The 4365-nt window shown below is 74.0% G+C and carries 2 protein-coding genes and 1 pseudogene; all 3 read right to left on the bottom strand.

Annotated features, from left to right (window positions below; translation table 11 throughout):
- Positions 1-326 precede the first annotated feature (326 nt).
- A pseudogene (locus tag GT045_RS17890) lies at positions 327-1697 on the bottom strand (amidohydrolase family protein); the annotation flags it as partial.
- Positions 1698-1750: 53 nt separating this feature from the next.
- On the bottom strand, positions 1751-3271 hold the full coding sequence (locus GT045_RS17885) for a solute carrier family 23 protein (RefSeq protein ID WP_345942678.1): 1521 nt from the start codon (positions 3269-3271) through the stop codon (positions 1751-1753).
- Between the two features lie 183 nt (positions 3272-3454).
- Positions 3455-4252 carry an SAM-dependent methyltransferase gene (locus tag GT045_RS17880; RefSeq protein WP_161334781.1) on the bottom strand — a complete coding sequence of 266 codons (798 nt, stop codon included), beginning with the start codon at positions 4250-4252 and terminating at the stop codon, positions 3455-3457.
- Positions 4253-4365 lie beyond the last annotated feature (113 nt).

The raw sequence follows: 4365 nt of genomic DNA, 5'->3' as shown, positions 1-4365 counted from the left end.
GCTGGTGCTGGTGCTGGTGCTGGTGCTGGTGCTGTGCGTGCCGTCGCCGGAGTGACCTCAGGCGAGCCCGTCACTGTCCCCGCCGTCCCCGCCGTCCCCGCCGTCCCTGCCGTCCCTGCCGTCCCCGCCGTCCCTGCCGTCCCTGCCGTCCCTGCCGTCCCCGCCGTCCCTGCCGTCCCTGCCGTCCCTGCCGTCCTTGCCGTTCTTGCCGTCCCCGCCGTCCCTGCCCTCCTTGGCGTCTCTCCCACCCCTGTCATGTCTGTCGTACCCGCCGCCCCTGCTGCCCCGGTCGGCCGCGCGGGCCCCCTGTCCCGCCAGGCCCGCACCGAAGTGGGGTGAGCCCGGGTCACCTCGGCACGGGACACCACCTGCCGGGCCAGTTCCGCGGCCCGGCGGACCAGAGCCGGACCGTCCCAGTCCGGCGGCCAGCCGTGCCACAGCCGGAGCCGGCCCGCGACGAACACGGCGGTGAGCTGGTCCCGGTTGCCGCGCCGGACCAGCTCCCAGGGCAGGTCCCAGGACGGCTGCATCTCCGGCCCGCTGACATCCACGAGCAGGAAGTCGGCGGCATGGCCCACGGCGACCCGTCCGGTGAGCCGGCCGAGCCCGACCGCGTCCGCGCCGCCCGCGCCGGCCCGCTCCAGCCAGGTCCAGCCCGCTCCGCAGGACGAGTCGCCGCCGGCCAGACCGTAGGTGAGCCGCTGGGCGGACTCGGCCGCGTCCGCGAGCCGGAAGCCGTCGCCGCGGGTGCCGTCCGTGCCCAGACCGAACCTGATGCCACGCTCGGCGAACGCCGTGGCGGGAGCCACCGCGTTGCCCTTCCAGGCGCTGGCGACCGGGTTGTAGCTCACCGCCGTACCGGTGTCTGCGAGCAGCGTGATCTCGGCCGGGGTGAGCAGTGTCGCGTGCGCGGCCAGCAGTTGCGGGCCGAGCGCGCCCACCTGGTGCAGATACTCCAGGGGCCGCACGCCGTGGCGGACGAGGGAGCGTTCCACGGCGACCAGATGCTCGTTCACATGGATCTGGACGACGGCCCCCGCGGCGGTGGCCAGCCGTGCCGTGGCGGCCAGCGTCTGCCCGGTCGCGGCCTCCGGGACGGACACGGCGAGCGAGGGGTGGACCAGGTCGTCGTCGCCGTAGCGGGCCAGGTGCCGTTCGGCGGCGGCGAGCACGGCACGCGGGTCGGCGTCCTCACCGGTGCCGTCCGCCGCGTCGTTGCAGACGAGGCCCAGCACGCAGCGGATGCCCGCGTCGCGTGCCGCCGAGGCGAGCACGTCCGCGTCGACCGGGGCGCGGGTGCCGGACTCGGCGACCGTCGTGAAACCCCCGCGCAGTGACTCCAGTGCGGCCAGTTTGGCGGCGGTGTACGCCGACTCCTCGTCCAGCGCGCGCTCCAGCGGCACCCACACCCGACGGAAGATCTCCGAGGGCTCGCCGAAGGCGAGGGAACCGCCGAAGCTCTGCGTCAGATGGTGATGGGCGTCCACGAAGCCCGGCATCAGCACGTGTCCGGGCAGCGGCACGGGCGTCAGCCCGGGATGTGCGCGGACGACCCGTTCGGCCGGGCCGACATCGCGGAACACACCGTCCCGCACCACCACCGCGTGCCGGTCCAGCGGGCCGCCGGGGGCCAGCGTCACATCGGGGACCAGCAGCAGCGTGTCGTGGCGCAGCCGGTCCGGGGTCAGGTCGGTCATGGTTCTCCGTGGTTCGAGCGGTCGGTCGGGCTGACATCGGTGCGGGCCGGGGCTCACGCGCGGGCCGCCGTACCGGGCGCCTCGGCCGGTACGGCGGTCGCGGCGAGGCCGGTGACGGTCCGCCGGCCCAGGTGGTGGAAGAAGACGTTGAGGACGGCGGCGGTCAGAGCGCCCACGGCGACCCCGCTCTCCAGCAAGATCCGCACGCCGGACGGGAAACCGGCGTACACACCCGGCACCAGGACCGGCAGCAGTCCCAGTGCCAGCGCGACCGCGCACGTGAGCGCGGCCGTGTGGTCCTCCAGGGAGGCCCGCCCGAGCATCTGCACGCCCAGTACGGTGATCACCGCGAAGACGGCCATCGCTGCGCCGCCGACCACCGCCGAGGGCATGACGCTGATGGCCCGGGCGACGGGGGTGAGGAAGCCGAGGACCACGAGGACGGCACCGGCGGCGGCCGTGACGTACCGGCTGCGCACCCCGGTGACCCGGACGATGCCGATGTTCTCCCCGCTGGTGACCATCAACGGCAGCCCGAAGCAGCCGCCGATCAGCGAGGTGAGGGCGTCCCCGCGCACGGTGCGCGGGACGGCCGACCTGATGTCGATGTCCTTGCCCACCGCCTCGGCGTTGATGACGGTCTGCCCGGTCGCCTCCGCCATGGACGCCAGGCTGTACAGCATCAGCGGCAGGGCGGCGACGACGTCGAAGGCGGGAGTGCCGAACGGCAGCGGGTGCGGTACGCCCACCAGTTGCCCGGTGAGGAGGGCACCCGCGTGCACCTGGCCGGTGGCGGCGGCGAGCACCGTACCGGCGGCCAGACCGAGCAGCACGGCGAGCTGGCGCAGCACCCCGCGCAGCAGCCGGGTGAAGAGCACGATCAGACCGATCGTGGCGAAGGCGAGCCCCAGCCGGGCCGGGTCGCCGAAGCCGGGTGCCCCGGGCTGCCCGGTGACCAGCAGTGCGCCGACCTTCACCAGGTTGACGCCGACGATCACGATCATCGTGCCGATGACCAGGGGCGGGAAGAACCTCAGCAGCCGCGTGAACAGGGGCAGGACGAGGAAGGTGAACACGGCGGTGAGCAGTACGGCACCGGTGGCGGTCCGCAGGCCGTGCTGCTGGGCGATGGACATGAAGAGGATCAGGGGCGCGCCGCCGGGCAGCATGACGAACGGCAGCCGGGGGCCGAACTTCCACGGCCCGAGGGACTGGATCAGCGATCCGACGCCGGACAGCAGCAGGGCCGCCGAGAGCAGATCGACGGTGACGCCCGGGTTCAGCCGGAGGGTGGCGCTCATCAGGAAGATCGCGGAGATGGGCGTCGCCGCCATGACGAGGACGTGCTGGACGCCGAAGAGGAGGATCCGGCCGAGCGGCCGGGACTCGTCGACCGGGTGCACGGCACCGGGTACGGCCGGAGGCGGGGAGTCGGGGACGACGGCACCCGGGGCGGCGGGAGGCGGGGAGTCGGGGACGACGGGAGGCGGGGAGTCGGGGACGACGGGAGGCGGGGAGTCGGGGACGACGGGAGGCGGGGAGTCGGGGACGACGGGATGTTCGGGACTGGACACGCGCGGGCTCCGTTCGGCTCGCTCGGCTCAGGCTTCGACGATCCGGCCGTGGACGGCGGCCAAATCGATTTGGCCAATCGATTCGGCGGTCAGTATGGAGGCCATGCGGGGGTCCCGGTCAAGGGGTCGGACGCACTCGGCCCGCCGCACGTACATGGCGCGCGACGGGCCGGCCGACCGTGATCAGGCGGTTTTGCGGGCCACGCCGGCGTAGAAGCCGATCTCCTCGGACCGGGGTGGCGGCGGGGCGTCCGGACGCCAGAACGGCACCTGAGCCAGGCCCGGTTCGACGAGTTCGAAGCCGTCGAAGAACCGTTCCACCTCGGCGTGGCCGCGCAGGTTCAGCGAGGCCGTCGCCTTGGCGTAGACGGCCTGGGCGGCGCTGCGGTCGGCGAAGTCGCCCGTGGCGTGTGAGAGCACCAGGTAGCTGCCCTCGGGCAGCGCGTCGCGCAGTGTGCCCACGACCTCGGCGGGCCGGTCCGCGTCGGCGAGGAAGTGCAGGACGGCGACGAGGAGCAGGGCGACCGGCCGGCCGAAGTCGATGAGCCGGCGGACGTCGGGGTGGTCCAGGACGGAGCCCGGGTCGCGCAGGTCGCCGAGGACGATGCGGGTCGTGCCGGAGCGGCTCAGCAGGGCGTTGCCGTGCGCGGCGACGATCGGGTCGTTGTCGACGTAGGCCACGCGGACGTCCGGTGCGAGTGCCTGGGCGACCTCGTGCACGTTGGGCGACGTGGGCAGCCCGGTGCCGATGTCCAGGATCTGGCGGACGCCGTCGGCCACGACGTACCGCACGGCGCGCCGCAGGAAGGCGCGGTTCGCCCGGACGCCGATCCGCGCCTCGGGTGCCGCCGCGGCGAGCTCGTCGCCGGCCCGCTGGTCCACCGCGTAGTGGTCCTTGCCGCCCAAGAGGTAGTCGTAGATCCGCGCGGGGTGCGGTCTGCTGGTGTCGATGTCCACGGCTTCGACGCCGTCCTTGGTCACGCTGCGCTCCTCTCCGCGGCCGCCGTGGCCGCGGTCCGTACCGGCCGGGCCCAGCCTCGCACATCAACTCGGCCGCGGGGCCGACGATTTCGGGTGGGGTGCCGGTTCGTGTG

Origin of the sequence: Streptomyces sp. SID486 (assembly GCF_009865385.1) — a bacterium.
Classification (GTDB): domain Bacteria; phylum Actinomycetota; class Actinomycetes; order Streptomycetales; family Streptomycetaceae; genus Streptomyces.
The sequence above is the reverse complement of the archived record's forward strand: the minus strand, read 5'-3'. Positions and strand labels throughout refer to the sequence as shown.